This is a genomic window from Pseudomonas sp. BNK-44-b, from assembly GCF_047456245.1.
GTDB lineage: Bacteria > Pseudomonadota > Gammaproteobacteria > Pseudomonadales > Pseudomonadaceae > Aquipseudomonas > Aquipseudomonas machongensis.
Window position 1 is genome coordinate 3,403,369 of the sequence record NZ_CP179908.1, and the last position, 24,118, is coordinate 3,427,486.

Below are 24,118 nucleotides of genomic sequence, written 5' to 3' on the forward strand. Positions count from 1 at the left end.
GCCCTTTCGAGCCTGACAGCGAGGAGCGTCGCCGGTACACTTGACCTCTTTGCCGCAACGCTTGGAGTCGGATCTTCCGTGTCAGTTCTGCGCCTTCCGCAACTGTCGGCCACGGCCGGCAAACAAACCTGGGGCAACCTGCCAGGTGCCGCCCTCAGTCTCGCCATCGCCGAGGCCGCCAGCAGCGCCGGGCGCTTCACCCTGCTGCTGACTGCCGATAGCCAGGCCGCCGATCGGCTGGAACAGGAGCTGCGTTTCTTCGCCCCGCAGCTCCCGGTGCTGCCGTTCCCCGACTGGGAAACCCTGCCCTACGACCTGTTCTCGCCGCACCAGGACATCATCTCCCAGCGCATTGCCAGCCTCTACCGACTGCCAGAGCTGGACCACGGCATTCTCGTGGTGCCGATCACCACCGCCCTGCACCGCCTGGCCCCGACCCGCTTCCTGCTGGGCAGCAGCCTGGTGCTGGACGTGGGCCAGAAGATCGACGTCGAGCAGATGCGCACCCGCCTGGAAGCCAGCGGCTACCGCTGCGTCGACACGGTCTACGAGCATGGTGAATTCGCCGTGCGCGGCGCGCTGATCGATTTGTTCCCCATGGGCAGCAAGGCGCCGTATCGCATCGACCTGTTCGACGACGAGATCGAGACCCTGCGCACCTTCGACCCGGAGACCCAGCGCTCGATCGACAAGGTCGACTCGATCCGCCTGCTGCCGGCCCGCGAATTCCCCATGCACAAGGATGAGGTGACACGCTTCAAGGCCCGCTTCCGAGAGCGCTTCGACGTCGACTTCCGGCGCAGCGCGATCTTCCAGGACCTGACCAGCGGCATCATTCCGGCCGGCATCGAATACTACCTGCCGCTGTTCTTCGAAGAGACCGCGACACTCTTCGACTACCTGCCGGCAGACACCCAGGTATTCTCCCTGCCGGGCGTCGAGCAGGCCGCCGAACACTTCTGGAACGACGTACGCGGGCGCTACGAAGAGCGCCGCGGCGACCTCAGCCGCCCCTTGCTGCCACCGGCCGAGCTGTTCATGCCGGTCGAGGACTGCTTCGCCCGCCTCAAGCAATGGCCGCGCGTGGTGGTCAGCGCCGACGAACTCGAACAGGGCGCAGGCCGCGAACGCTTCCCGGCCCGCGCCTTGCCCAACCTGGCCATCGAGGCCAAGGCCAACCAGCCGCTGGCAGAGCTGTCGAACTTCCTCGACCAGTTCCCCGGCCGGGTGCTGTTCACCGCCGAATCGGCAGGCCGACGCGAGGTGCTGCTGGAGCTGCTCGAACGCCTGAAGTTGCGCCCGCATACCGTCGAGGGCTGGGCTGACTTCATCACCGGCAGCGAGCGCCTGGCGATCACCATCGCCCCACTCGATGACGGCTTGCTGCTGGATGACCCGAGCCTGGCCCTTGTGGCTGAAAGCCCGCTGTTCGGCCAGCGCGTGATGCAGCGCCGACGTCGCGACAAGCGCGGCGAAGCGGCCAACGATGCAGTCATCAAGAACCTCACCGAGCTGCGCGAAGGCGCCCCTGTGGTGCACATCGATCACGGCGTGGGCCGCTACCTGGGCCTGGCCACCCTGGAGATCGACGGCCAGGCCGCCGAGTTCCTCACCCTTGAATACGCCGAGGGCGCCAAGCTCTATGTGCCGGTGGCCAACCTGCACCTGATCGCCCGCTACACCGGCAGCGACGACGCCCTGGCGCCGCTGCACCGACTCGGCTCCGAAGCCTGGCAGAAAGCCAAGCGCAAGGCCGCCGAACAGGTGCGCGACGTGGCCGCCGAGCTGCTCGACATCTATGCCCGCCGTGCTGCGCGCAAGGGCTACGCCTTCGCCGACCCGGCCGCCGACTACGCCACCTTCAGCGCCGGTTTCCCCTTCGAAGAGACGCCCGACCAGCAGGCAGCCATCGAGGCCGTGCGCCTCGACATGCTCGCCGCCAAGCCCATGGATCGGCTGGTGTGTGGCGATGTCGGCTTCGGCAAGACCGAAGTGGCCATGCGCGCAGCCTTCATCGCCGTGCACAGCGGCCGCCAGGTCGCGGTCCTGGTACCCACCACCCTGCTCGCCCAGCAGCACTACAACAGCTTCCGTGATCGCTTTGCCGACTGGCCCGTGACGGTCGAGGTGATGAGCCGCTTCAAGTCCGCCAAGGAAGTGGCCGCCGCCGCCGCAGACCTTGCCGAAGGCAAGATCGACATCCTCATCGGCACCCACAAGCTGCTGCAGGACGATGTGCGCTTCAAGGACCTGGGCCTGGCGATCATCGACGAAGAGCACCGTTTCGGCGTACGCCAGAAAGAACAGCTCAAGGCGCTACGCAGCGAGGTGGACATCCTCACCCTCACCGCCACGCCAATCCCGCGCACCCTTAACATGGCCGTGGCCGGCATGCGCGACCTATCGATCATCGCCACCCCGCCGGCTCGACGCCTGTCGGTGCGCACCTTCGTCATGGAGCAGAACAAGAGCACGGTCAAGGAGGCGCTGCTGCGCGAGCTGCTGCGTGGCGGCCAGGTCTATTACCTGCACAACGACGTGAAAACCATCGAGAAATGCGCCGCCGACCTCGCCGAGCTGGTGCCCGAGGCGCGCATCGGCATTGGCCACGGGCAGATGCGCGAGCGCGAGCTCGAACAGGTGATGAGCGACTTCTACCACAAGCGCTTCAACGTGCTGATTGCCTCGACCATCATCGAGACCGGCATCGACGTACCCAGTGCCAACACCATCGTCATCGAACGTGCCGACAAGTTCGGCCTGGCCCAGTTGCACCAGTTGCGCGGCCGGGTCGGACGCAGCCACCACCAGGCCTACGCCTACCTGCTCACCCCGCCACGCCAACAGATCAGCGGCGATGCCGAGAAACGCCTGGAGGCGATCGCCAACACCCAGGACCTGGGCGCAGGCTTCGTGCTGGCCACCAACGACCTGGAGATCCGCGGCGCCGGCGAGTTGCTCGGCGAAGGCCAGAGCGGGCAGATCCAGGCAGTGGGTTTCACCCTCTACATGGAGATGCTCGAACGCGCGGTCAAGGCGATCCGCAAGGGCACCCAACCCAATCTCGAGCAACCACTGGGCGGCGGCCCGGAGATCAACCTGCGCCTGCCGGCGCTGATCCCCGAGGACTACCTGCCCGATGTACACGCCCGCCTGATCCTGTACAAACGCATCGCTTCGGCGGCCGACGAAGAAGGCCTCAAGGACCTGCAGGTGGAGATGATCGACCGCTTCGGCCTGCTGCCCGAGCCGACCAAGAACCTCATGCGCCTGACGCTGCTCAAACTGCAGGCCGAGAAGCTTGGCATCAAGAAGGTCGATGCCGGCCCCAATGGCGGCAAGCTCGAGTTCGAGGCCGAAACGCCGGTCGATCCACTGACCCTGATCAAGCTGATCCAGGGCCAGCCCAAGCGCTACAAGTTCGAAGGCGCGACCCAGTTCCGCTTCCTGGTGCCCATGGAACGCCCGGAAGAACGCTTCAACACTCTCGAGGCGCTGTTCGAGCGCCTGGCCCCACAGTCAAATTAAGGAAGCTCCATGCGTGCCATTCGTTGCCTGACCTTGTTGCTGTCGCTCATCGCGCCAGTGACGGCCTTCGCCGAAGGCCCTTATCAGGTGGAAATCCTCCTCCTGCGGCAGAATGCCGTGCCTGCCGTGACCAGCCCGTTCGCCCCCGAGAACTGGAGCGCCGGCGCCCCACGCCTGGCCAAGGACGCCGAACGCCCACTGGCACTGGTCGACGAAGCCACCCGCCTGCAAGCCACTGCCGACTACACTGTGCTGCTGCACAAGGCTTGGCAGCAGCAGGTGGGCAGCGAGCCCAGCCGCATCGCCGTGGGCGCCGGTGACGAGCAGTTCGGGCACTTCCCCATCGAGGGCAACCTGAGCATCGCCGAGGGCCGCTTCACCCGCATCGAGGCCAACTTCTGGGTCAACGACCTGGACGGCAACGGCAGCGTGCTGCGCAGCGAGCAATTCAAGCAAAGCAACAGCAATGTGAAAAACGGCCAGCTGACCTTCCTCGACGGGGGCCACCTGGCGCTGCTGATCAGGGTCGCACCGGCTGGCATGCGCAAGCTGCCAACGATGGACCCGGAGATGATGGAGCAGTGACACGTGAGTGACGTGCAGAAGCAGGTTGCGGAAAACCCGAGCTGGAAGCGCGAATTCAACGCCGGCGCTCTGCAGCGCGGTGAGCGCTATGCCGAGCAAGGGAGGGTAGAGATTCTCTCCCACGGCGACGCACGTATCGAGGCAACCTGCAGCGGCAACGGCGACAACCGTTATCGTCAGCGGATTACCATCACCTTCAACTCCGCCGGACACTGTCATGTTCGCGGCCAGTGCACCTGCCCGGTCGGCGAGAACTGCAAGCACTGCGCCGCCGTGCTCTACACGCTCGCCCACCGCCATACGGCACAACCGGCGGCCAGCGATCACCTGCCGCACCACCTGCAACACTGGCTGCAGGGCCTAGAGCAACGCGCCACCCCCCACCGGCCTGAAGAAGACAAGCGCGGACGCATGGTCTGCTACCAGCTCATGCTGCTGGGCGATCAAGGCTGCGCCCTGCGCGTGCGCAAGGGCACTCGCAACGATGGCGACATACGCTACAGCCGGGTGCAATCGCTGTATGAACTGCTCTACGAGCCGCCCAAGTTCGTCAAGGAAGAAGACCTGCGCATCCTGCGCCAGTTGTCCGCACAGAACGCCCCCTACGGCCAGGAGCGCGGCTACGTGCTAAAAGGCCAGGAAGGCGGCGAGCTACTGCAACGGGTGCTGGAAACCGGACGCCTGATGTTCATGGAAGAATTGCCGCTGCTGCGCCGCGGCCAGGAGCGCCAGGCGGAATTTCGCTGGGTGCGCCTGGACAGCGGCGAATACCGCGGCATGTGGTACAACGCCGACAAACCGCTGCTTTGCGTCCTGCCGCTGGTGCCGTTGTTTTACTTCGACGTCATGACCAGTGAAGTCGGTACCGTCGCCCACAGTCTCGACCCGCACACCGCCATCCAGCTCTCGCTCGCACCCGATGTACCGGAACACCTGATCGTGCCACTCAGCCACAAGCTCAACGCCCTGAACCACCAACTGCCGACCCCGACAACGGTCAAGCAGGAACTGCTCGACGACATCGAACCCACACCACACCTCACCCTTGGCAGCCTGGAATTCAGCGCCTACACGCCCAAGACCGGACGCATGCAGCGCCAGATGCAGCATCGCGCGGCGCTGTCGTTCGACTACGACGGGCTGCGCGCCAGCGGCCCCGACGACAAGCCGCTGAGCCGCCTGGTGGACAGTACCAGCCAGCATATTCGTCGCCAGCCGCAGCATGAAAAACGCCTGCGCGACACCCTGCACAAACTCGGTTTCAAGCCTGCCACACGTCAGAGCAAGGCCCTGCCCGACAGCGCCGGCGAAATGTTCCAACTGCCCGACGACGAGACCTGGCTGCGCTTCGCCCGCGAAGACCTGCTGCGACTGCGCGAGGCAGGTTGGAAGGTGGACATCCACCGTGACTTCGCCTTCAACCTCCACGACGTGGAGGACTGGTACGCCAACATTCAGGAAGCCCCCGGCCACGAATGGTTCGATCTGGAACTGGGCATCGTCGTCGACGGCCAGCGCCATAGCCTGCTGCCGATCGTCCTGCAGTTGCTGCGCAGCAGCCCCGAACTGCTGCGCCCCAGCGAACTTGCGCGGCGCGGCGACGATGAACACCTGTTGATCGACCTCAACCGCGGTCGCCTGGACAGCCCGGCCATGCGGGTCGCCCTGCCCTACGGCCGGATCAAGGCAGTGATGGGCACCCTCGGCGAGCTGTATCTGCACGAGGATGCCAGCGGACCGACGCTGCGCATGGAGCGCGCCGATGCGGCACGCCTGAACGATATCGAGCACCTGCCCCTGCAATGGGAAGGTGGCGAACAACTGCGCGATCTCGGCCGGCGCCTGCGCGATGCGCGTGACCTGGAAGTCGAGCCACCCAAGGGGCTGGCCGCGACCTTGCGCCCCTATCAGCAGCAGGGCCTGAACTGGCTGCAAGCCCTGCGCGAGATGGGCACCGGTGGCATCCTCGGCGACGACATGGGTCTGGGCAAGACCCTGCAGACCCTTGCCCATCTGCTGCTGGAAAAAGAAGCCGGGCGCCTGAACCATCCAGCCCTGGCAGTGATGCCCACCAGCCTTGTGCCCAACTGGCTGGACGAAGCACAGCGCTTCGCACCCAATCTGCGCGTTCTGGCCCTGCACGGCCCCGGACGCACCCGGTTCTTTGGTGCACTGCACGAATACGACCTGATCCTGACCACATACGCCCTGCTGCCACGCGACCTCGAGCCATTGCAGGCCCAACCCTGGCACGTGCTGGTGCTGGACGAAGCACAGAACATCAAGAGCAGTACCAGCAAGGCCGCCCAGGCCGCCCGGGAGCTGCAGGCCAACCAGCGCCTTTGCCTGACCGGCACACCCATGGAGAACAACCTGGGTGAGCTATGGTCGATCTTCCACTTCCTGATGCCCGGCTGGCTGGGCGATCAGAAACGCTTCAACCAGGATTACCGCACCCCCATCGAACGTCATGGCGACCGCGAGCGGCTGGCCCACCTGGCCAGCCGCGTACGCCCTTTCCTGCTGCGCCGCAGCAAGGAGCAGGTGGCCCGAGAGCTGCCGGCCAAGAGCGAGATGGTTCACTGGGTGGACCTCAGCGACGCACAGCGCGACACCTACGAAACGGTGCGCGTGGCCATGGACAAGAAGGTGCGCGATGAAATCGCCCGCAATGGCGCCTCACGCAGCCAGATCGTCATCCTCGATGCCTTGCTCAAGCTGCGCCAGGTGTGCTGTGACCTGCGTCTGGTCAAGGGTGTGGAAGCCAAGGGCAATCAAGCCGACAAGGGCAAGCTGGGCAGCTTGATGGAAATGCTCGAGGAACTGCTCAGCGAAGGTCGCCGAGTGCTGCTGTTCTCCCAGTTCACTTCGATGCTCGCACTGATCGAGCAGGAACTGGAAAAGCGCGACATTCGCTACAGCCTGCTGACCGGTGACACCCGCGATCGCCGCGCGCCGGTTCAACAGTTCCAGAACGGCGACAGCGAAGTATTCCTGATCAGCCTCAAGGCCGGTGGCACAGGCCTGAACCTGACCGCTGCCGATACGGTGATTCACTACGACCCCTGGTGGAACCCGGCCAGCGAGAACCAGGCAACCGACCGCGCGTACCGTATCGGCCAGGACAAGCCGGTGTTCGTCTACAAGCTGATCACCCGCGGCACGGTGGAAGAAAAGATCCAGCAGTTGCAGCAAGAGAAAGCCGCCTTGGCGGCCGGTCTGCTCGATGGCGGGCAGGCCGGTCAGTGGCGGCTCGGGGATGAAGAAATCGAGGCACTGTTCGCCCCGCTGCCGGGCAAGCGAGGGCGCTGAATCCGGGGCGTCCCCTTCGCGTCCCGACTTGCCCGCGAAGTGAACACCACGGTCAATCCACCAGCTGCGCGTCCTTCAACGCCCCCAGCGCCTCAAGCCAGCGCGGCTGCTGGCGGTAGTCGGTGCGCGCGAAGCCTTGCCCACGCATGCCGGCGATGCGCGGCGACGGCCGCACCTTCAAGCGCTGCGCCGCACTCAGCGCGAGCTCCGCCGCAGCTCGGTCATTGCACACCAGCCCCATGTCGCAACCGGCACTCAGCGCTGCCTCGATGCGACTGGCGGCATCGCCCACCACATGCGCGCCAGCCATGGACAGGTCGTCACTGAAGATCACCCCCTCAAAGCCCAGCTCGCCGCGCAGGATGTCCTGCAGCCAGCGCCGCGAGAAGCCCGCCGGCTGGTTGTCGACCTGCGGATAGATCACATGCGCCGGCATCACTGCTGCCAGTTGGCCGCTGAGGCGAGTGAACGGTACCAGATCAGCCTGGCGTAGCTGCTCCAGGCTGCGCTCATCGGTGGGGATCGCCACGTGCGAATCGGCTTCCGCCCAGCCATGTCCGGGGAAGTGCTTGCCGCAGGCCGCCATGCCAGCCGCGTTCATGCCACGAATGAAGGCACCGGCCAGTTGCGTGGCACGCTGCGGATCCCCTTCGAAGGCACGGCTGCCCACGACCGCGCTGCGCTGGTGATCAAGATCCAGTACCGGTGCGAAACTCAGGTCCAGGCCGACCGCCAGAACTTCGGTGGCCATCAGCCAACCGCATTGTTCGGCCAGGTAATCGGCGTTGGCATTGTCGGCAATGGCACGCATGGCCGGCAAACGCACGAAGCCCTGACGCAGACGCTGGACCCGACCACCTTCCTGATCGACCGCCAGGATCAGGTCAGGACGAATAGCACGGATCGAGGCGCACAGCTCGCGCACCTGGCGTGGGCTGTCGATGTTACGGGCAAAGATGATCAGACCGGCCACTTCGGGCTGGCGCAGGAGGTGACGATCCTCGGCGGTCAACCATTGACCGGCGATATCCACCATCAGGGAGCCTTGCAGGCTGGCAGTCATAGGGTGTCCTTCATTGAATATCCAGAGAGGCCCATTGCGGGCAGGCAGCCTCGCTTATGCGCACGGGGCAATGGACCGGCACGCGCTCGAACAGGTCCAACAGCTCGCGGTTGCGCAGGCGCACGCAGCCATGGGACAACGGCACGCCCAGCGGTTCGCTGTCCGGCGTGCCGTGCAGATAAATGTAGCGACGAAAGGTATCGACCCGTCCCAGGCGGTTGACGCCTGGCTCACAGCCACTGAGCCAGAGGATGCGGGTGAGGATCCAGTCACGGCCTGGAGATCGCGCGTGCAAGGCGGGCGACCAGACTTCACCGGTCCAGCGTCGGCTGCTGAGCACAGCCCCTTGCGGCAATCCGGCGCCGATCTTCGCCCTGACCTGATGCAGGCCACGCGGCGTGCAGCCAGAACCCTTGAGTTCACCCGCCCCCAGACGTGCAGTGGAAACGTCCAGGCGCACGCACAACGTCCCCCGGGAAAATCCGTAAAGGCGTTGGTCAGCGAGGGAGATGTGCAGGAAATCAAGGTCGGGCATGGGCGCTAGCTTAGCCGAAGCGCCCTGCCCCGCCCAGTGTTCAAGCCTTGGCTGGCGCGCCGGTGGCTGCGCTCTTGCTGCGTGGCCGCAGTTGCGCGGCCGCCATGGCCTCGTCGGTTACCCCGCTATCGGCACGCATGCCGGCGGCGAGGAACGGCACCATCAAGCGCATGACCTGCTCGATCGAAGTGTTGATGCCGAAATCGGTTTCAGCGATGGCGCGCAGCGCCTTGATACCGGACATGCTGAACGCGGCGGCACCCAGCATGAAATGCACGCGCCAGAACAGCTCGATGGGGGGAATACGCGGTGCCGCTTCGTTGACCAACAGCATGTAGCGCCGGAACACCTTGCCGTACATGTCTTCAAGATAGCGGCGCAGGTGGCCCTGACTCTGACTGAAGGCCAAGCCCAGCAGGCGCATGAAGATCGACAGGTCGTTGTTGCTGCGCGGCTGCACGGCCAAGGCCTGCTCCACCAGCATCTCCAGCAGTTCTTCGAGCGTCGGCTTCTGCTCAGGGCGCGCCTGACGGCGCTCGAGTTCACGCTCCAGGCTGGCACAGAACGGACCGAGGAAGCGCGAGAAGACCGCCTGGATAAGCGCCTTTTTGGAGCCGAAATGGTAGTTCACCGCCGCCAGGTTGACCCCGGCCTTGCTAGTGATCAAACGCAACGAAGTTTCCGCGAAACCTCTTTCCGCGAACAGCTGCTCGGCAGCATCGAGAATGCGTTCAACGGTTTCCGATTGGGCCATGACTTATCCGCCTGACAAACAGTTGTTTGAAACATACGTTTCAAGCACGCGCATGTCAAGGTTCGGTGACCCGACGGTCGCCCTTTTTAAAGCGCCGGAGCTCAAGCTGCAAGCCACAAATATCAAGGGCTGGGCACAACGCTTGGAAGACCTCGGCGATTTTCTTCAAGCGTGGTGCTTGCAGCAGGCCTTGTACTGTATATAATCCCAGTCACTGTATAAAAAGACAGAGCCACTCGCCATGCTGAAACTGACGCCACGCCAAGCCGAGATCCTGGCCTTCATCAAACGTTGCCTTGAAGACAACGGCTTCCCGCCTACCCGCGCAGAAATCGCACAAGAGCTAGGGTTCAAATCGCCCAATGCCGCCGAAGAGCACCTCAAGGCCTTGGCGCGCAAGGGCGCCATCGAGATGACGCCAGGCGCCTCCCGCGGCATTCGCATCCCGGGTCTCGAAGCCAAGCCTGACGACAGCGGCCTGCCGATCATCGGCCGTGTTGCAGCAGGTGCCCCGATCCTCGCCGAGCAGCACATCGAGGAATCCTGCAATATCAATCCAGCCTTCTTCCATCCTCGCGCCGACTACCTGTTGCGCGTTCACGGCATGAGCATGAAGGATATCGGCATCGTCGACGGCGACCTGCTCGCCGTGCACACCTGCCGCGAAGCCCGCAACGGCCAGATCGTGGTCGCCCGCATCGGTGACGAAGTGACCGTCAAGCGCTTCAAGCGCGAGGGCAGCAAAGTCTGGCTGATTGCCGAAAACCCCGAATTCGCCCCCATCGAAGTCGACCTGAAAGATCAGGAACTGGTGATCGAGGGCTTGAGCGTCGGCGTCATTCGCCGCTGATCCAGGAGGCGTCATGCAGCAGTCCGCCCATTTATCGCAGCCCGCACAATTGCCATTGTTCGAAGCCTTTCTCGCACAGCCGGTACTGCCAGGCCTGAAAAGTCGCGAGCAGTCGCGCAAGCCCGGCCAACCAGAACTGTTCAGTGAACTGTCCCTGCGCGGCGCGCCAGGGCACTGCCAGAGCCTGTTGGCCCCTATCCTGCGCGAGCTGAGCGAAGAAGATGACGCACGCTGGCTGACACTGATCGCACCGCCGGCGAGTCTCACACAAACCTGGCTGCGTGACGCCGGCCTGAATCGCGAACGCATCCTGCTGCTGCAACCCGGAAGCAACCAGAGCGCCCTGCAACTGGCCTGCGAAGCGCTACGCCTGGGTCATAGCCACACGGTGGTCAGCTGGTTCGGCAACGTCAATGCCAGCATCCGCCAGCAGCTCGTTCGTGCCGCCACCTGCGGAAACGCACAAAGCCTGAACATCCGCCTCGGCTGATGTCCAGGCTTTGCCTGTGACGCACTGCAGTGATGGCCCAACTGGCGTGTTCAGTGCAGAACCCGCGGTCCCTCATCACGCTCGAAGTCACCTTCGACCAGCTTACCTGCCATCTGCACCCCAACGCTGAGCATGGCTTTGGCCACTTCTACATGCTGCCCCTGAAGAAATGCCTTGGCATCTTCGGAGAAATCCAGGGTAACCAGCGAACCCTCGTCCTCGGCACGGCGCAGTTCGATCCGGCCATCAGGCAATTCGACAATTTCTAGAAAGGACGTTGACATAAAGGGCCTGCTGTTCACGAAAGGCGAGTAGTGTACCAGCCGCGCCGACTGTCAGCACTCACTCAACGCTTCTCGGAAACGTCTTACAAGCCCTTTTAGGTCCTGCCGCCAGCGCTCCAACTCCGCCCGAGACAGCACGACATCCTCGACTTCATCGAGATTGACAGCCTGGATCAACGGCTGCGTGACATCTGTCTTGGCGACTTTCTTCGCGACCGGTGGTTGGAACAAATCGGCATAAGCCTTGATCAACTGCGCCAGCCAGGTCTGCGGTTGGCGTGCCAGCTCAAGCATCTCGGCCATTTCCGGAATGGCGACGGTCTTCAGCGTGTCATCGTTAAGCAACAGCTCTGCACGCGCGGCGTTCGCCTGGGGCAGACGATAGAAGCCGGCAATCTCATGGCACAGCCCGAGCAACGCCCCATACAAATGGAACACCGCCGCCTCGCGCTCAGCCTGGATCAGGCCCTGGGCATTCATGGCCTGGCTCTGCTCGGCCTTGGCCATGGACTCAAGAGCCAGGCCTGCAAAGAACAGTTTCTGGTTGGTGCGGGTGTAGAGTTCCTGGGCCATTTCGGATGACCTCCCATGGGCAGCAAGGCGAATAGCTGCATCATAAATGATTGGGGCCGCAAAGCGGCCCCAATTACAACACCGACGAATCAGCGCTTGTCTTCGACCTTCCACGCCTTGCCGTCGTAGAACGCCTTCCAGCCTGTCGGCTTGCCATCGACCTCGGATTGCACGTACTGCTCCTTGGTCTTGCGGCTGTAGCGAATCACCGCAGGACGACCGTCCGGATCCTTCTGCGGTGCGTCACAGAGGAAGTGATACTTCGGATCGATCTCATGCTTGTGCGGGATGATTTCCAGCACCAGCGGCGCACGGGTCTCGCGATTTTTCGGGAACTGGCTGGCCGCCAGGAACAACCCCGAAGCGCCGTCACGCAGCACGTAGGTGTCGTCGACCTTCTCGCACTTGAGCTCCGGCATGTCCACCTTGTCCATCTTCGGTGGCGCAGCCTCGCCGCTCTTGAGCAACTTGCGGGTGTTCTTGCACGCCGGGTTGGTGCAACCGAAGAACTTGCCGAAGCGGCCAGTCTTGAGCTGCATCTCGCTGCCGCACTTGTCGCACTCCAGGCTCGGCCCTTCGTAGCCCTTGATGCGGTAGCTACCCTCTTCGATCTCGTAGCCAGGGCAATCCGGGTTGTTACCACAGATATGCAGCTTGTGCTTCTCGTCGAGCAGGTAAGCGTCCATCGCCGTCGAGCAGATCGGGCAGCGGTGCTTGCCACGCAGCACCAGCGACTCGGATTCACCCTCGTCGTCAGCTGCGATCTCGTCACCCGGCACCAGATTGACGGTGGCCTTGCAGCGCTCCTTCGGCGGCAGGCTGTAACCCGAGCAGCCCAGGAATACCCCGGTCGAGGCGGTACGGATCATCATCGGCCGACCGCATTCCTTGCAGGCAATGTTGGTCAGGGTCGGCTGATTGGCTCGCATGCCGTTTTCGCTGGACTCTGCTGTCTGCAGCTTCTTGCTGAAATCACCGTAGAACTCGTCGAGCACGTTTTTCCAGTCACGCTCGCCCTGGGCCACGTCATCGAGATTCTCTTCCATGCCGGCGGTGAAGCCGTAGTCCATCAGGTTGGAGAAGCTTTCGGACAAGCGCTCGGTCACGATGTCGCCCATCTTCTCGGAATAGAAGCGGCGGTTGTGCAGGGTCACATAGCCGCGATCCTGGATGGTGGAAATGATCGCTGCATAGGTCGACGGACGACCGATACCACGTTTTTCCATTTCCTTGACCAGGCTCGCCTCGGTGAAACGCGCCGGCGGCTTGGTAAAGTGCTGGCTTGGGTCGAGCTGGATCAACTTGAGCGTCTCACCCTGCCCCATTTCCGGCAGCACGTCGTCCTCGCCCGGCTTGGCCTGTTGTGGCAACACACGGGTGTAACCGTCGAACTTGAGAATACGGCCCTTGGCACGCAACTCGAAATCGCCAGCCGCCACGGTGACGCTCGTGGACAGGTACTGCGCCGGTGGCATCTGGCAGGCCAGGAACTGGCGCCAGATCAGCTCGTACAGGCGCTCGGCATCACGCTCCATGCCACTGAGCTTGCTCGGGTGGGTGTTGACGTCGGACGGACGAATCGCTTCGTGCGCCTCCTGTGCGCCTTCCTTGCTGCCGTAGACGACCGGAGCGGCCGGCAGGTACTGCTTGCCGAACTCGCTTTCGATGTAGCTGCGCGCCATTTCAACGGCATCAGTCGACAGGTTGGTCGAGTCGGTACGCATGTAAGTGATGTAGCCGGCTTCATACAGACGCTGGGCCATCATCATCGTCTTCTTCACCCCGAAGCCCAGGCGGTTGCTCGCCGCCTGCTGCAAGGTCGAGGTGATGAAAGGCGCCGATGGCTTACTGCTGGTCGGGCGATCTTCACGTTTGACCACGCTGTAGCTGGAAGCCTTGAGCTTCTCCAGCGCCGCCATGGCCTGCGCTTCGTTCAACGGCTTGAAGGCTTCACCGTTCTCGCGCGCCACTTCGAAGCGCACCTTGGCGTTCTTCGCCGTGCCCAGGTCAGCATGGACCTCCCAGTACTCTTCGGGATTGAACGCACGGATCTCGCGCTCCCGCTCGACCACCAGCTTCACAGCCACCGATTGCACACGGCCGGCGGACAGGCCACGGGCGATCTTGGACCACAGCAGCGGCGAAACCATGTAGCCCACCACGCGGTCTAGGAAGCGCCGCGCCTGCTGGGCATTGACCCGGGCGATATCCAGATCACCAGGCTGCGAAAACGCCTCCTGAATGGCCTTCTTGGTGATTTCGTTGAACACCACGCGCTTGTAGCGGCTGTCGTCTCCCCCGATGGCTTCGCGCAGGTGCCAGGCAATGGCTTCCCCCTCGCGATCCAAGTCGGTTGCGAGATAGATGGTGTCGGCATCCTTGGCCAAACGACGCAACTCGTCGATCACCTTCTCCTTGCCGGGAAGGATCTCGTACTTGGCCTTCCAGCCGGCCTCTGGGTCGACACCCATGCGCGCCACCAGTTGGCGCCGGGCTTTCTCCTTCGGCGTCAGCGCCGGAGCCTCACTCGCGGTCTTGCCGCGCTTGGCCGCCGGTTCCTTGGCCGTACTGGCCGAACCGCTGGTGGGGAGGTCTCGGATGTGGCCGATACTCGACTTCACCACGTACTGGCTGCCCAGGTACTTGTTGATGGTCTTGGCCTTGGCCGGGGATTCCACAATGACCAGCGATTTGCCCATGGATCGGAGTATTCCTGAATCTGAAGATGAAAAACGCGTCAGGTGCCGGACGCGGCACCGCTATATATAGTGGCAAAAGAGTGAGGTCAAGCGCGGTCGTTCACTCGCGAGGCTTCCCGGCCAGTGCCGCAAGCCCCTCTTCGGCCTTGACCAAAGCAAAGCGTGGCACCTGCTCGCCGTCAACCTCGACCGACTCCTGGAACATCGAAAGTGGCCGCACCCAAAACCCATAGTCACCATACAGGCATTGGTAGAACACCATCCACTCTTCGCTCTCCGAGTGCCGCGCAACGCTGAAGACACGGTACTCAGGCCCTTTGTAATGCCGGTATACGCCTGGTTGTATCTGCATGCTGCTCACCCTCTTGAACAAATCCTGTAAAAAACAAAAACCGGGGCACAAGGCCCCGGCTGCTGTCCTGCGAAGCGATCAGACGCGTTCGAAGACAGTGGTGATACCCTGACCCAGGCCGACACACATGGTCGCAACACCCAGCGTACCGCCATTCTGCTTCATGACGTTGAGCAGAGTGCCGGAAATCCGCGCACCGGAGCAACCGAACGGGTGGCCCAGGGCGATGGCGCCGCCGTGCAGGTTAACCTTCTCATCCATCTTGTCGAGCACTTTCAGATCCTTCAGCACTGGCAGGGCCTGTGCGGCGAAGGCTTCGTTGAGCTCGAAGAAATCGATGTCGGCGATGGTCAGACCCGCGCGCTTGAGGGCTTTCTGAGTCGAAGGCACCGGCCCATAACCCATGATCGCCGGATCCACACCGGCTACTGCCATCGAACGAATCACGGCCAATGGCTGGATGCCGAGGTCCATGGCACGCTGGCCGGACATGACGATCATGCACGAGGCACCGTCGGTGATCTGCGACGAGGTGCCAGCGGTGACAGTGCCACCCTTGGGGTTGAACGCCGGCTTGAGCGCAGCGAGGCCCTCGAGGGTGGTCTCGGGGCGAATGGTTTCGTCGTAATCAAAGACCTTGAGGAAGCCGTTCTCGTCGTAGCCCTGCATCGGGATGATCTCATCCTTGAACTTGCCCTCGACCGTGGCCTTGTGGGCCAACTGGTGCGAACGCAGGCCGAACAGGTCCTGCTGCTCACGGGTGATGCCGTGCATCTTGCCGAGCATCTCCGCAGTCAGGCCCATCATCCCGGAAGCCTTGGCAGCGTGCAAGGACAGGTGCGGGTTCGGGTCGACGCCGTGCATCATGCTGACGTGCCCCATGTGCTCGACACCACCGATCACGAATACATCGCCGTTGCCGGTCATGATCGCCTGGGCAGCGGTGTGCAGCGCGCTCATCGACGAGCCGCACAGGCGGCTGACGGTCTGCGCAGCGGAAGTGTGCGGGATCGGGGTCATCAGCGACGCCATGCGCGCGATGTTCCACCCCTGCTCCAGGGTCTGGTTGACGCAGCCCCAGATCACATCCTCGACCTCTTTCGGATCGACCTTGTCGTTGCGCTCCAGCAGCTTGCTGATCAGGTGCGCCGACATGTCCTCGGCACGGGTGTTGCGGTGCATGCCACCCTTGGAACGGCCCATCGGCGTGCGACCGAAGTCGACAATCACCACGTCTCTTGGATTCAGGCTCATATCAATAATCTCGCTCTAGCTCGTGGCCGTTCAGTTGAAGAAGCGCTGGCCGTTCTTGGCCATTTCACGCAGCTTCGCAGTCGGGTGGTACAGCGGACCCAGATCGGCGTACTTGTCGGCCAGGGCAACGAACTCGGCGACACCGATCGAATCGATGTAGCGCAGCGCACCACCGCGGAAGGGAGGGAAACCGATGCCGTAGACCAGGCCCATGTCCGCCTCGGCTGCAGTTTCGACGATGCCATCTTCCAGGCAACGCACGGTCTCCAGGCACAGCGGCACCATCATCCAGTTGATGATGTCCTCGTCACTGACTTCACGCTGCTCGAAGATCACCGGCTTGAGCACGTCCAGCACGGACGCATCGGCGACTTTCTTCGGCTTGCCGCGCTTGTCGGTCTCGTAGGCATAGAAGCCCTTGCCGTTCTTCTGACCCAGGCGATTGGCTTCGTACAGGGCGTCGACGGCGGAGCGGCGGTCGTCCTTCATGCGGTCCGGGAAGCCCTCTGCCATCACGTCACGACCATGGTGGCCGGTGTCGATGCCGACCACGTCCATCAAGTAGGCCGGGCCCATCGGCCAGCCGAACTTTTCCATGACCTTGTCGATACGCACGAAATCGACGCCTGCGCTGACCAGCTTGGCGAAGCCACCGAAATACGGGAACAGTACGCGGTTGACCAGGAAGCCCGGGCAGTCGTTGACCACGATCGGATTCTTGCCCATTTTCTTGGCGTAGGCCACGGTGGTGGCGACAGCCACTTCACTGGACTTCTCGCCACGAATGACTTCGACCAGCGGCATCATGTGCACCGGGTTGAAGAAGTGCATGCCAACGAAGTTTTCCGGACGCTTGAGCGCCTTGGCCAGCAAGTTGATCGAAATGGTCGAGGTGTTCGACGCCAGAATCGCATCTTCCTTGACCTGCCCTTCCACCTCGGCCAGCACCGCCTGCTTGACCTTCGGGTTCTCGACCACAGCCTCGACGACGATGTCGACGTTGGCGAAATCGCCATACGACAAGGTCGGGCGAATGGCGTTGAGGGCCTCGGCCATCTTCGCCGGGGTCAGGCGGCCTTTCTCGACGCGCTTGCCCAGCAGCTTGGACGCTTCGTTAAGGCCCAGCTGGATAGCTTCCTCGCGAATATCCTTCATCAGGATCGGCGTGCCCTTGACCGCCGACTGGTAGGCAATACCGCCGCCCATGATGCCGGCGCCGAGTACGGCGGCTTGCTTCACGTCACGAGCGATCTCGTCGTGGGCCTTGGCTTTGCGCTTGAGTTCCTGATCGTTCAGGAACAGGCCGATCAGGCTCTCGGCGACCGAGGTTTTGGCCAACTTGGCAAAACCGGCAGCTTCGACTTCCAAGGCCTTGTCACGGCCAAAGTTGGCGGCCTTCTGGATGGTCTTGATGGCTTCGACCGGGGCCGGGTAGTTCGGGCCGGCTTGACCGGCGACAAAACCCTTGGCGGTTTCGAAGGCCATCATCTGCTCGATGGCGTTGAGTTTGAGTTTCTCGAGCTTGGGCTGACGCTTGGCCTTGTAGTCCAGCTCACCGGCGATGGCGCGCTTGATCAGGTCCAGAGCACCGGCCTGCAGCAGTTCAGGCGCGACCACGGCATCGACGGCACCTACTTTCAGGGCGTCTTCGGCGCGGTTTTCCTTGCCCGAGGCGATCCACTCGATGGCATTGTCCGAGCCGATCAGACGCGGCAGGCGAACGGTGCCGCCAAAGCCTGGGTAGATGCCCAGCTTGACTTCCGGCAGGCCGATCTTGGCGCTGCTGGACATGACGCGGTAATCCGCCGCCAGGCACATTTCCAGGCCGCCGCCCAGGGCGATGCCGTTGATGGCCACGACGGTCGGCACCGCGAGGTCTTCGAAGTCGCTGAAGATACGGTTGGCTTCCAGGTTGCCGGCCACCAGCTCGGCCTCGGGCAGCTTGAAATTGTCGACGAATTCGGTGATGTCGGCACCGACGATGAACACGTCCTTGCCGCTGCTGACGATCACACCCTTGATGGAAGCGTCGGCCTTGATGGTATCCACGGCCTGACGCAGCTCGTTCAGGGTAAGGCGGTTGAATTTGTTGACGGACTCACCCTTGAGGTCGAACTTCAGTTCGACGATGCCGCTTTCAAGAGCCTTAACCGTGATGGCTTTACCTTCGTAAATCATCAACTGATCTCCACGATATGGAAGCTGAACTGTACACGCCGATCACTGGCAGGAAGGCCATCTTCAAGCCCTCCCCCAGGCACACCCGTCAGCGCGATAGTCGGGATTCTGTACGAGCGATGTGAACATACAAACGCTCAATTCATACGCCCGTTTGATTTGGGTACGCACACATTCTCCGAAAAGGTCGGCGTTGTCAAATGCTCAAAAGCACCCGGAAAACGCGACTTTCCAGTCATTTTGTAACACCAGGGGATAAAGCATGATGACAGTGATTGTCGATCATTCATGTCGACGATCGGCCAATGGCTGGTGAGGTTAGTTGCGCTGCCAGCCTGCTGATTTTTCATGCGCACATTCGAGACAAGGGTCTACACTGCCCTCGAATCGAATGTTTTCCCGGCCTGCCTGGCCAGCTTCACCACTGTGGGATCAGGGTTGCCCTGCTCCCACTTTTTTTTTGCGCATGCCTCAGGCGAGGGTTTCGAGGGTGTGGGCAATATCCTGCAATACAGATTTTTCCCCGCGCTCGCTCCAGTACAAGGCGATCATGCGGGTATCGGCCTCCACCTTGTAGACGTTGGCCGGCAACCGCGCAAAACACTCCGCCAGACGCGGCTCCTCGCACGGCTCACGCCATTTGTTCCACCACACTCCCGGGCTGACCTGCCAATAGCACCAGCTATCCTCACGCCCCTTGCGCCGGCCTCGGTGATACTGCGGACACGGGCTTGGGGGCTCGCTTTGCAGCCAGTGCGGCCACTGCTGGGGCGCCAGTTGCATGGCCAGGCCCATGCGTCGCCCCTCCAGGCGCAAACTCATCTGTTCGCTCTGCTTGCGCGACGGTCGCAACCAGGCCAACGGGCTGAGAATCAGCGCAAGGATTGACACCACCAGCCATACCGTCATATCTGTAGTTCCCATAAAGCGTTGCAAATGAGCGGGTTAGTCTTTTTCACGCAAGACCTGCCAGAAAGCGACCATACTTTCACTATTGCGATTGTCAGGAGTGCCGCTCATGTCCTACGAACATCTTCTGGTTGCCGTCGACCTGACCGAGGAATGCGACCCGGTGATCAAGCGTGCCATGAAGCTCGCCGAACCCAACGGAGCCAAGGTTTCCCTGGTGCATATCGTCGAGCCGATGGCCATGGCATTTGGTGGCGACGTGCCGATGGACCTGTCGCAACTGCAGCAACAGCAGTTCGACCAAGCCAAGGAACGCATGGATCGCCTGTTCAACAAATATCCAGACATCAATCGCGGCGATTCGCACCTGATCTACGGCCAGCCGCGCCAGGAAATCCACCAACTGGCCAAGGATCAGAAGTGCGACCTGATCGTGGTCGGCAGCCATGGCCGCCATGGTCTGGCGCTGCTATTGGGTTCTACGGCCAATGACGTGCTGCATGGGGCACCGTGCGATGTACTGGCGGTGCGCTTGCAGAAGAAAGAATGATATAGCCCGAGCCGGCCCTATCGCTGCGACTTGTCCCGCGATAGGGCCGGCTCGATCGACTCAACCTTCCAGCTCGGCCCAGCGCTCGACCAGCACATCCAGCTCGGCCTGCAACTTCTCGAGCTTGGCCAGTACGTCCGACGTTTCGCCAATCGGCCGCTGATAGAAGCCAGGCGCGTTCACCTCTTCCTGCAGCACCGCCATCTTCTGCTCCAGCGCATCGATCTGCCCAGGCAGCATCTCCAGCTCACGCTGCAGTTTATAGCTCAGCTTTTTCTTGCTGCTGTCGGCCACCACAGGCGCCGCGGGCTCCGGGGCGACCTCGACCGCAACCTTCTCGACCACCGCACTGTTGAGCTCGGACTTGCCGCCCTTGCTCTCGGTCACGCCCAGCAGCTTCGGCGAGCCCCCCTGGCGGATCCAGTCTTCGTAGCCACCCACGTACTCACGCACCTTGCCCTCACCCTCGAACACCAGCGTGCTGGTGACCACGTTGTCGAGGAAGGCCCGGTCGTGGCTGACCATCAGTACCGTGCCCTTGAAGTTGGACAGCACTTCCTCGAGCAGCTCGAGCGTCTCGACGTCCAGGTCGTTGGTCGGCTCGTCCAGCACCAGCAAGTTGGCCGGTTTGCTGAACAGCTTGGCCAGCAACAGACGCGCACGTTCACCACCAGACAGCGCCTTGACCGGCGTGCGTGCACGCTGGGGGCTGAACAGGAAGTCGCCGAGGTAGCTCAGCACGTGGCGATTCTGACCATCGATCTCGATGAAGTCGCGACCTTCGGCGAGGTTGTCGATCACCGTCTTCTCGAGGTCGAGCTGGTGACGCATCTGGTCAAAGTAGGCCACCTCCAGCTTGGTGCCGCGATCGACCTTGCCGGCGGTCGGCTCCAGGTCACCCAGCATGAGCTTGAGCAAGGTAGTCTTGCCGGTGCCGTTGGCGCCGAGCAGGCCGATACGGTCCTGGCGCTGCAGCACCATGGAGAAATCCTTGACCAGCTTCGGCCCCTGAGGGTGCGCGAAGCTGACGTTTTCCAGCACCATCACCTGCTTGCCGGACTTGTCGGCGACCTCGATCTGGATGTTCGCCCTGCCCTGGCGCTCGCGACGCTCGCTGCGCTCCACGCGCAGGGCCTTGAGGGCACGCACACGGCCTTCATTACGGGTACGCCGGGCCTTGATGCCCTGGCGGATCCAGACCTCTTCCTGGGCCAGGCGCTTGTCGAACAGCGCATTGGCGGTTTCCTCGGCGGCCAGCGCAGCCTCCTTGTGCACCAGGAAGCTGGCGTAGTCGCCGTTCCAGTCAATCAGCCCACCGCGGTCCAGCTCGAGGATCCGCGTGGCCAGGTTCTGCAGGAACGAGCGGTCGTGAGTGATGAACAACACAGCGCCGTTGAAGCCGCTCAGGGCCTCTTCGAGCCAGGCGATGGCACCGATGTCCAGGTGGTTGGTCGGTTCGTCGAGCAGCAGCAGGTCAGGCTCGGACACCAGCGCCTGGGCCAGCAGCACGCGACGGCGCCAGCCGCCGGACAGCTCGGCGAGGGTCTTGTCGGCCGGCAGTTGCAGGCGGCTCAGGGTGCTCTCCACGACCTGCTGCAGACGCCAGCCGTCGCGGGCCTCCAGCTCATGCTGGACATGCATCAGCTTGTCCAGGTCGGCATCATTCTGGATGTTCTGGCTCAGGTGGTGATATTCGGCAAGCAGCGCACCGACGCCGTCGAGGCCCTCGGCGACCACATCGAACACACTGCGATCGTCGGCCACCGGCAATTCCTGCGGAAGCTCACCGATCTTCAGTGCCGGCGCACGCCAGATTTCCCCTTCGTCGGGTTTCTGCTCACCCTTGACCAGGCGCAACATGCTCGACTTGCCGGTGCCGTTACGGCCGATAATGCACACCCGCTCGCCACGGGCGATCTGCCAGGACACCTTGTCCAGCAGCGGCATGGCGCCGAACGCGAGGGACACATCGCTGAATTTGAGCAGGGTCATGATCATCTCCAAAAACCGGGCGCGCATTCTACCTGACTTTCACGCCTACTTCGCCCCTGCGTGACATTCCAGGTGCGATGGCAGCGAGCGCTTGGCGACGCGTGGTCGGTGTTAACGATTCGATACAAGCACAGTGCTTTCATCCATCGCCGGCAAACGGCTAAGCTAAGGAAACTAGATTTCAACAGTGCTGGCCTCGCCGTCACTTTTCATGGTTCAACTGCCCGGACGTATCATGCGCAGCCGCCTGTTCCAATTCGTTTCCTGCCTGGTGCTCACCGCCACGACCGCGAGTGCTGCACAGGCCATCGACATCACCCAGCAGCGCCAGTACTACGACGAGGCCAAGCGTGCCCTCGCCAAAGGCGACAAGGGTCCCTACCTGCGCTATGCCCAAGCGCTCAGCGACTATCCGCTCACACCCTACCTGGCCTACGACGAACTCACCGCGCGGCTGAAGACTGCCAGCAACGAGGAAGTCGAAGGCTTCCTCGCCAAACACGGTGACCTGCCCCAGGCCAACTGGATGAAACTGCGCTGGTTGCGCTGGCAGGCCGAACGCGGCGACTGGAAGACCTTCGCCAAATACTACGACCCGAAGCTGAACTTCACCGAACTGGATTGCCTCAACGGCCAGTACCAGTTGACCAACGGCCTGCGCGCCGAAGGCTTCGCCACTGCCGAAAAACTGTGGAACGTCGGCAAGTCGCAACCTGCGGCCTGCGACACCTTGTTCGGCCTGTGGGCCGCAGAAGGCCAGCTCACCGAGGCCCGCCGCTGGCAGCGAGCCAAACTGGCGGCCGAGGCGCGCAACTACAGCCTGGCCAACAACCTGGTGCAAACGCTCACCACACTCGGCCCGCAAGGCAAGCTGCTGATCGATGTGGCGCAGAAACCCGAGCTGCTCAAGCAGCCTTCGCGCTTCATGCCGGTCAACGAAGCGATGTCCGATGTGGTCAGCCTCGGCCTGCGCCGCCTGGCGCGGCAGGATCCCGAGCAAGCCATGGCCCTGCTCGACGACTACGCCCAGCGCATGCATTTCTCCCGCGACGAGAAGGTCGCCATCGCCCGCGAGATCGGCCTCACGCTCGCACGGCGCTACGATCCGCGTGCCCTCGACCTGATGACCCGCTACGACCCTGAACTGCGCGACAACACCGTCAGCGAATGGCGCATGCGCCTGCTGCTGCGTCTCGGGCGCTGGGAAGAAGCCTACGAACTGAGCCGCCGCCTGCCCCAGGATCTGGCCGACAGCAGCCGCTGGCGCTACTGGCAGGCGCGCAGCCTGGAGCTGGCACAACCCAACAACCCGCAGATCCCGCTGCTCTACAAGAACGTCTCACGTGAGCGCGACTTCTATGGTTTTCTTGCTGCCGATCGCGCGCAAACACCGTACCAGCTCAACAACAAGCCCCTGGTACTGAGCCAGCAGTTGATCAACAAGGTGCGTAACACCCCCGGCGTGCGCCGCGCCCTGGAGTTCCACGCCCGTGGCCAGATTGTCGAGGGGCGCCGCGAGTGGTACCACGTCAGCCGCCACTTCAACCGTGACGAAATGGTCGCCCAGGCCCGCCTGGCCTACGACCTGCGCTGGTACTTCCCGGCTATCCGCACCATCAGCCAGGCCAAGTACTGGGACGACCTGGACATCCGCTTCCCGATGGCCCACCGCGACACCCTGGTGCGCGAAGCCAAAGTCCGCGGCCTGCACTCGAGCTGGGTATTCGCCATCACCCGTCAGGAAAGTGCCTTCATGGACGATGCCCGCTCGCCAGTAGGCGCCAGCGGCCTGATGCAACTGATGCCAGGAACCGCCAAGGAAACCGCGCGCAAGTTCAGCATCCCACTGGCCTCGCCTGCGCAGGTGCTCGATCCGGACAAGAACATCCAGCTCGGCGCCGCCTACCTGAGCCAGGTGCACGGCCAGTTCAACGGCAACCGCGTGCTGGCGTCGGCCGCCTACAACGCAGGCCCCGGTCGCGTACGTCAGTGGCTCAAGGGCGCCAAGCACCTGAGCTTCGATGTCTGGGTCGAGTCGATCCCGTTCGATGAGACACGTCAGTATGTGCAGAACGTGCTGTCGTACTCGGTGATCTATGGCCAGAAACTGAACGCACCACAACCGTTGGTGGACTGGCACGAACGCTACTTCGACGACATGTGATCCGGCCCAGGCCCTGTCGGAGCACCGACAGGGCCTCATGTCGGAC

18 protein-coding genes are annotated in these 24,118 nt (G+C 62.8%); 7 read left to right on the plus strand and 11 right to left on the minus strand.

Annotated features, from left to right (window positions below; all coding sequences use genetic code 11):
* The first annotated feature begins 78 nt into the window (after nucleotides 1-78).
* From mfd to ACMGGG_RS15630, 3 genes are all read left to right on the plus strand, one after another.
* Nucleotides 79-3,528, plus strand: a complete 3,450-nt coding sequence (mfd, locus tag ACMGGG_RS15620; RefSeq protein WP_323453745.1) for a transcription-repair coupling factor — start codon at nucleotides 79-81, stop codon at nucleotides 3,526-3,528.
* A 9-nt stretch (nucleotides 3,529-3,537) separates the two neighbouring features.
* Nucleotides 3,538-4,113, plus strand: coding sequence for a CsiV family protein (locus ACMGGG_RS15625; protein ID WP_063545628.1), 576 nt, complete (start codon nucleotides 3,538-3,540; stop codon nucleotides 4,111-4,113).
* 411 nt (nucleotides 4,114-4,524) lie between these two features.
* Nucleotides 4,525-7,425: a DEAD/DEAH box helicase gene (locus ACMGGG_RS15630; RefSeq protein WP_414155818.1), complete on the plus strand. Its 2,901-nt coding sequence runs from the start codon at nucleotides 4,525-4,527 to the stop codon at nucleotides 7,423-7,425.
* Between the two features lie 52 nt (nucleotides 7,426-7,477).
* On the opposite strand, the gene nagZ is transcribed toward ACMGGG_RS15630, so the two are convergent.
* Genes nagZ through ACMGGG_RS15645 form a run of 3 tightly spaced genes read right to left on the minus strand, consistent with a single transcriptional unit; the run spans nucleotide 7,478 to nucleotide 9,777 of the window.
* Nucleotides 7,478-8,476 (minus strand): beta-N-acetylhexosaminidase, encoded by a 999-nt coding sequence (gene nagZ / locus ACMGGG_RS15635; protein ID WP_204360771.1) that lies wholly within the window; start codon nucleotides 8,474-8,476, stop codon nucleotides 7,478-7,480.
* A gap of 22 nt (nucleotides 8,477-8,498) precedes the next feature.
* The gene (locus tag ACMGGG_RS15640; protein WP_414154027.1) at nucleotides 8,499-9,023 is read right to left on the minus strand and encodes a L,D-transpeptidase family protein; all 525 of its coding nucleotides are present in this window, start codon (nucleotides 9,021-9,023) and stop codon (nucleotides 8,499-8,501) included.
* A gap of 40 nt (nucleotides 9,024-9,063) precedes the next feature.
* Nucleotides 9,064-9,777, minus strand: a complete 714-nt coding sequence (locus ACMGGG_RS15645) for a TetR/AcrR family transcriptional regulator (RefSeq protein ID WP_054894444.1) — start codon at nucleotides 9,775-9,777, stop codon at nucleotides 9,064-9,066.
* Between the two features lie 241 nt (nucleotides 9,778-10,018).
* Here ACMGGG_RS15645 and lexA point away from each other — a divergent pair, with 241 nt between their 5' ends.
* On the plus strand, nucleotides 10,019-10,627 hold the full coding sequence (gene lexA, locus ACMGGG_RS15650) for a transcriptional repressor LexA (RefSeq protein WP_054894445.1): 609 nt from the start codon (nucleotides 10,019-10,021) through the stop codon (nucleotides 10,625-10,627).
* Nucleotides 10,628-10,640: 13 nt separating this feature from the next.
* Complete coding sequence (sulA, locus tag ACMGGG_RS15655) at nucleotides 10,641-11,117, plus strand: SOS-induced cell division inhibitor SulA (RefSeq protein ID WP_054894446.1); 477 nt, start codon at nucleotides 10,641-10,643, stop codon at nucleotides 11,115-11,117.
* A gap of 50 nt (nucleotides 11,118-11,167) precedes the next feature.
* On the opposite strand, the gene ACMGGG_RS15660 is transcribed toward sulA, so the two are convergent.
* From ACMGGG_RS15660 to ACMGGG_RS15690, 7 genes are all read right to left on the minus strand, one after another.
* Nucleotides 11,168-11,401, minus strand: a complete 234-nt coding sequence (locus tag ACMGGG_RS15660) for a hypothetical protein (RefSeq protein WP_011534820.1) — start codon at nucleotides 11,399-11,401, stop codon at nucleotides 11,168-11,170.
* 51 nt (nucleotides 11,402-11,452) lie between these two features.
* Complete coding sequence (locus ACMGGG_RS15665; protein ID WP_054894447.1) at nucleotides 11,453-11,974, minus strand: DUF6586 family protein; 522 nt, start codon at nucleotides 11,972-11,974, stop codon at nucleotides 11,453-11,455.
* Between the two features lie 89 nt (nucleotides 11,975-12,063).
* The gene (topA, locus tag ACMGGG_RS15670; RefSeq protein ID WP_063545634.1) at nucleotides 12,064-14,673 is read right to left on the minus strand and encodes a type I DNA topoisomerase; all 2,610 of its coding nucleotides are present in this window, start codon (nucleotides 14,671-14,673) and stop codon (nucleotides 12,064-12,066) included.
* 100 nt (nucleotides 14,674-14,773) lie between these two features.
* A complete protein-coding gene (locus ACMGGG_RS15675) occupies nucleotides 14,774-15,025 on the minus strand; it encodes a DUF1653 domain-containing protein (RefSeq protein ID WP_054894449.1) in 252 nt (83 codons plus the stop codon).
* A gap of 78 nt (nucleotides 15,026-15,103) precedes the next feature.
* Nucleotides 15,104-16,279: an acetyl-CoA C-acyltransferase FadA gene (fadA, locus tag ACMGGG_RS15680; RefSeq protein ID WP_054894450.1), complete on the minus strand. Its 1,176-nt coding sequence runs from the start codon at nucleotides 16,277-16,279 to the stop codon at nucleotides 15,104-15,106.
* Between the two features lie 30 nt (nucleotides 16,280-16,309).
* Nucleotides 16,310-18,457, minus strand: a complete 2,148-nt coding sequence (fadB, locus tag ACMGGG_RS15685) for a fatty acid oxidation complex subunit alpha FadB (RefSeq protein WP_063545636.1) — start codon at nucleotides 18,455-18,457, stop codon at nucleotides 16,310-16,312.
* Nucleotides 18,458-18,928: 471 nt separating this feature from the next.
* Nucleotides 18,929-19,366 carry a hypothetical protein gene (locus tag ACMGGG_RS15690; RefSeq protein WP_063545637.1) on the minus strand — a complete coding sequence of 146 codons (438 nt, stop codon included), beginning with the start codon at nucleotides 19,364-19,366 and terminating at the stop codon, nucleotides 18,929-18,931.
* 109 nt (nucleotides 19,367-19,475) lie between these two features.
* On the opposite strand from ACMGGG_RS15690, the gene ACMGGG_RS15695 reads away from it, so the two are divergent.
* Nucleotides 19,476-19,916, plus strand: a complete 441-nt coding sequence (locus ACMGGG_RS15695) for a universal stress protein (protein WP_063545638.1) — start codon at nucleotides 19,476-19,478, stop codon at nucleotides 19,914-19,916.
* A 60-nt stretch (nucleotides 19,917-19,976) separates the two neighbouring features.
* On the opposite strand, the gene ACMGGG_RS15700 is transcribed toward ACMGGG_RS15695, so the two are convergent.
* A complete protein-coding gene (locus ACMGGG_RS15700; protein WP_112898836.1) occupies nucleotides 19,977-21,908 on the minus strand; it encodes an ATP-binding cassette domain-containing protein in 1,932 nt (643 codons plus the stop codon).
* A gap of 235 nt (nucleotides 21,909-22,143) precedes the next feature.
* Between ACMGGG_RS15700 and ACMGGG_RS15705 the strand changes: the two genes are divergently transcribed.
* Nucleotides 22,144-24,072, plus strand: a complete 1,929-nt coding sequence (locus ACMGGG_RS15705) for a transglycosylase SLT domain-containing protein (protein ID WP_063545639.1) — start codon at nucleotides 22,144-22,146, stop codon at nucleotides 24,070-24,072.
* Nucleotides 24,073-24,118: the final 46 nt, after the last annotated feature.

Coding starts and splice junctions, on each gene's coding strand:
- fadA (WP_054894450.1), bottom strand. CDS start 16,279: ATGAGCCTGAATCCAAGAGACGTGGTGATTGTCGACTTCGGTCGCACG.
- ACMGGG_RS15640 (WP_414154027.1), bottom strand. CDS start 9,023: ATGCCCGACCTTGATTTCCTGCACATCTCCCTCGCTGACCAACGCCTT.
- topA (WP_063545634.1), bottom strand. CDS start 14,673: ATGGGCAAATCGCTGGTCATTGTGGAATCCCCGGCCAAGGCCAAGACC.
- ACMGGG_RS15700 (WP_112898836.1), bottom strand. CDS start 21,908: ATGACCCTGCTCAAATTCAGCGATGTGTCCCTCGCGTTCGGCGCCATG.
- ACMGGG_RS15690 (WP_063545637.1), bottom strand. CDS start 19,366: ATGACGGTATGGCTGGTGGTGTCAATCCTTGCGCTGATTCTCAGCCCG.
- ACMGGG_RS15695 (WP_063545638.1), top strand. CDS start 19,476: ATGTCCTACGAACATCTTCTGGTTGCCGTCGACCTGACCGAGGAATGC.
- ACMGGG_RS15675 (WP_054894449.1), bottom strand. CDS start 15,025: ATGCAGATACAACCAGGCGTATACCGGCATTACAAAGGGCCTGAGTAC.
- fadB (WP_063545636.1), bottom strand. CDS start 18,457: ATGATTTACGAAGGTAAAGCCATCACGGTTAAGGCTCTTGAAAGCGGC.
- ACMGGG_RS15660 (WP_011534820.1), bottom strand. CDS start 11,401: ATGTCAACGTCCTTTCTAGAAATTGTCGAATTGCCTGATGGCCGGATC.
- ACMGGG_RS15645 (WP_054894444.1), bottom strand. CDS start 9,777: ATGGCCCAATCGGAAACCGTTGAACGCATTCTCGATGCTGCCGAGCAG.
- ACMGGG_RS15705 (WP_063545639.1), top strand. CDS start 22,144: ATGCGCAGCCGCCTGTTCCAATTCGTTTCCTGCCTGGTGCTCACCGCC.
- ACMGGG_RS15625 (WP_063545628.1), top strand. CDS start 3,538: ATGCGTGCCATTCGTTGCCTGACCTTGTTGCTGTCGCTCATCGCGCCA.
- lexA (WP_054894445.1), top strand. CDS start 10,019: ATGCTGAAACTGACGCCACGCCAAGCCGAGATCCTGGCCTTCATCAAA.
- ACMGGG_RS15630 (WP_414155818.1), top strand. CDS start 4,525: ATGGTCTGCTACCAGCTCATGCTGCTGGGCGATCAAGGCTGCGCCCTG.
- sulA (WP_054894446.1), top strand. CDS start 10,641: ATGCAGCAGTCCGCCCATTTATCGCAGCCCGCACAATTGCCATTGTTC.
- ACMGGG_RS15665 (WP_054894447.1), bottom strand. CDS start 11,974: ATGGCCCAGGAACTCTACACCCGCACCAACCAGAAACTGTTCTTTGCA.